The 1,179-nt window shown below is 63.6% G+C and carries 2 protein-coding genes; both read left to right on the forward strand.

All coding sequences use genetic code 11. From position 1 onward, the window contains the following. A partial coding sequence (locus ABT116_RS48425; RefSeq protein WP_351647912.1) for a TetR/AcrR family transcriptional regulator occupies positions 1-554 on the forward strand: 554 nt, incomplete at its 5' end. Between the two features lie 243 nt (positions 555-797). Beyond that, positions 798-1,179, forward strand: a 382-nt coding sequence (locus ABT116_RS48430) for an alpha/beta fold hydrolase (RefSeq protein ID WP_351647914.1), incomplete at its 3' end; no start/stop codon positions are given.

A 1,179-nucleotide genomic window follows, 5' to 3' on the forward strand; every position in this document is an offset into this window, starting at 1 on the left:
CCATCCTCACCGCCGCCCGCGAGTTGCTGGCGGAGCAGGGTTACCAGAAGACCACGATCACAGCCATCGCGCGAAGGGCCGAACTGGGCACTGCCGCAATTTATCGGCGCTGGGCGACCAAGGAATCCATCATCGAGGATGCGGTCTTCGGAATGCAGGATGCGGCGCTACCGGTGACCACGTCGAATTTGCGTGACGACATGCAGGCCTGGACGAGATGGTTCCTCGCGAGAGTTGCCGAACCGGCAACGCGCGCAGCGATTCCCGGCCTGCTGTCGGCCTACCATCAAGAAGACGGCGCCTACGAACAACTGGTTCGGAGATCGGAAGACCCGGCCCGGCTCGCGCTCGCCGAGCGCGGGCGTGTCGAATTTCCCGAGCGGGCCGACGCGGAAATCGTGTCGACCGCCGATGTGGCCTTCGACATTCTCGTTGCAACCACCATCGTGCGGGGCCTCACGAGTGGCCTCGCCGACGGTGACGCGTTCTGCACGCGCACTGCGGACGCACTGGTTCTGCTTCTCACGGCCGCCGGTGCCGAGGCACGTCGATGACCAGCTGACCGAGGCGCTTCCTCCGGTCAGACGCTCGGTGCTTCGGCCCACCCCCCACCCGAGCGAACGGTACATCGGTCGCCTCAGATGCGCCGAAAGCCACTTTCGCTCGGAAGGGAGGGGGTAACGAGGTGGTACAGAGCGAACAAATCGGGCTCGCAGCGGTGGTGTGAATGTATGAGTGGTCATACTTCTGTCGACTCCAGGGTCCTCCACAGTGTGGATCGCGTACCGTTTCCAGACATGGAATTGACTCGAGTAGCGGTGGGCAGTGGTTCGTGCACCGTTCGGATCGACGGGCCGGTCAGCAAGCATGCGGTACTCCTGCTCCCCGGCAAGGGCGACCCCGTCGACTTGTACGACGATGTGTGTGAGCGACTGCATCATTCGGATCTGCGGACCGTCGCGGTGGAATCGATCGAGAATCTCGACGAGACCTCGGCAGTGGTACTGCTGGACGAGTTGAACATCGCCTGGGTGAATCTGGTCGGTCACCGGGAGGGCGCCGATCTCGCGTGGCTGTTGGCTGCACGTCAGTTCGGCCGCTTCGCGAGTTTGATCGCCGTGGACCGTGGTCACCCGTCAGCAAGCGATATTGCCGGCGTTCCGCCGGTCGAGGTTCCGA

Source organism: Streptomyces sp. NPDC002130 (assembly GCF_040296465.1).
GTDB lineage: Bacteria > Actinomycetota > Actinomycetes > Streptomycetales > Streptomycetaceae > Streptomyces.